Source organism: Wolbachia endosymbiont of Mansonella perstans (assembly GCF_020278605.1).
Classification (GTDB): domain Bacteria; phylum Pseudomonadota; class Alphaproteobacteria; order Rickettsiales; family Anaplasmataceae; genus Wolbachia.
This window is the reverse complement of sequence record NZ_JACZHU010000121.1, coordinates 1-2,199: the sequence shown is the minus strand read 5'-3', so window position 1 is coordinate 2,199 and position 2,199 is coordinate 1. Positions and strand designations below refer to the sequence as shown.

Annotated in this window: 1 protein-coding gene; it reads right to left on the bottom strand. The window is 35.8% G+C overall.

Features of this window, described 5'->3' with window-relative positions; translation table 11 throughout:
* Positions 1-222: 222 nt before the first annotated feature.
* Positions 223-1,749: an acyl-CoA carboxylase subunit beta gene (locus IHO13_RS05285; protein WP_225538601.1), complete on the bottom strand. Its 1,527-nt coding sequence runs from the start codon at positions 1,747-1,749 to the stop codon at positions 223-225.
* Positions 1,750-2,199 lie beyond the last annotated feature (450 nt).

The window sequence follows — 2,199 nt, the reverse complement described above, 5'->3', positions numbered from 1 at the left end:
CTTTGAAAAAGCTATGAGAAATTAACTTAAAAAGCATTGAAAATTGTACACTATTACTAACAATTATTCAACCACGTTTTTAAAGACTGCTAGTTCAAGCAATTTTCTATATTTATTTTAAGTTAAAAAAGCGCAAGTGAAAGATTGCGACCTTCCTAAAATTACATAATCTAGCCTGTTTAATTTAAGTAAAAACTAATTACAAAAAAAACTAGAAAAAAGTTACAAAGGTAGATTATCATGCTTTTTCCATATTCTTTCTACTTTCTTGTTTTTGAGTAGCTCTAATGCTTTGTAAAGGTGATGCCTTGTTTTACTTGGTACTATTATATCGTCAATATATCCATGCGATGCAGCAAAAAATGGATTAGCGAATTTTTCTTTGTACTCTTTAGCCAGTGTTTGTTGATCCTTTTCACGTCGAAATATAATTTCAACTGCACCCTCAGCGCCCATCACAGCCATTTCAGCAGTCGGCCAAGCGTAATTTATGTCACCTTTTAGATGTTTAGAGTTCATGACAATGTATGCACCACCATACGCTTTTCTAGTGATAAGGCTAATTTTCGGTACAGTTGCTTCAGCGTAAGCGTAGAGCAGCTTTGCCCCGTGTTGTATTACATTATTATATTCTTGACTTGTACCTGGTAGGAACCCAGGAACGTCAATGAGTGTGATGATAGGGATATTAAATGCGTCACAGAACCTTACAAACCTTGCAGCTTTTCTTGAAGAATCAATATCTAAACATCCTGCAAGGTGAATAGGTTGATTTGCAACAATGCCAACAGTGTTACCTTCAATTCTACCAAAACCAATTATGATATTACGGGCAAAATCAGGTTTTAGCTCAAAAAACTTCCTTTCATCACACACCTTTTCAATCAGTTCATACATATCGTAGGGAGTATTAGGACTATGAGGAATTAAAGTGCTTAAGGATTCATCAACGTCATCAATACCGTTGCAGATTGGTACAAGTTTCGGGGATTGTTGATTATTTGCTGGCAAAAAGGTAAAGAATTCTCGCATTTTTAGCAACATTTCAACATCATTATTAAACGCAAAGTCTGCGATTCCTGTTTTGCTTGTATGAATTTTTGCTCCACCGAGATCTTCGTGGCTTACATCTTCGTAAGTGACTTTTTTTACTATATCTGGTCCGGTTATGAACATGTATGAGCTGTTTTTCACCATGAAAGTAAAGTCAGTTAATGCTGGAGAATAAACTGCACCGCCAGCACATGGGCCCATAATTAAAGAGATTTGTGGTATAACGCCTGATGCATTTACATTCCTTTGAAAAATTTCTCCATAGCCAGCAAGGGAATTTACTCCTTCTTGAATTCTAGCCCCACCAGAGTCATTTAGCCCGATAATTGGAGCTCTGGCATTGATTGCCATATCCATAATTTTGCATATTTTTCTTGCATGTGACGGACCAAGTGAACCACCAAAGACAGTGAAATCTTGAGAGTAAACAAAAACTTTTCTTCCATAGATAGTGCCGTGGCCAATTATAACCCCATCACCTAGAAAATTAGCATTTTGCATGCCAAAATCAGTTGCGTGGTGTTTTACGAATTTGTCGTATTCTTCAAACGAATTTTCATCGAGCAGTATATTTAGCCTTTCTCTAGCGGTTAGTTTCCCTTTTGCATGTTGTTTGCTGATTCTATCAGAACCGCCTCCTTTTTCAGCTTCTAGTGCTTTGGCTTTTAGATTTTCTAATATTTTAAAGTCTTGCATATCAAAAAAAAGTGATTTTCAGTTAACAAAGTATACATTACTTTTCTAAAGTGTAAAAAAATTCTATTTTTAATATAGGAACTCCCTCTTAAGAACCTCCTTGTGGTTTGATCAGCCGTTACTCAATAGAAGCAAAAAAACTACTTGACAACCTTCGCCAGCCTTGCTACTATAAAAAGTAAGGGTATTTCTGATTGAAAACTTGCTTTTAATCTCCAGGCTCAATGACAAAATTTAGTAAAAAACTCAGGGTATTTTTCGGTGGATTGTATCAAATTATAGTGGCTGCATGTCCTTTTCACTTTTTCTACATTCAGCCAAATCGCGCTTAAACTAAGCGTCAGCAAATTATTACAACGCCAATTCAAAGTATTATAGAGTCAAAACTTGCCATTCGGGGTTTCTTTGTCTTTTTTTCTGCTTAGTTTAGGTTATGCAAGCAGTCTCATT

Bases quoted from the DNA above. Each gene is read 5' to 3' on its own strand.
- IHO13_RS05285 (WP_225538601.1), bottom strand. From the start codon at position 1,749: ATGCAAGACTTTAAAATATTAGAAAATCTAAAAGCCAAAGCACTAGAA.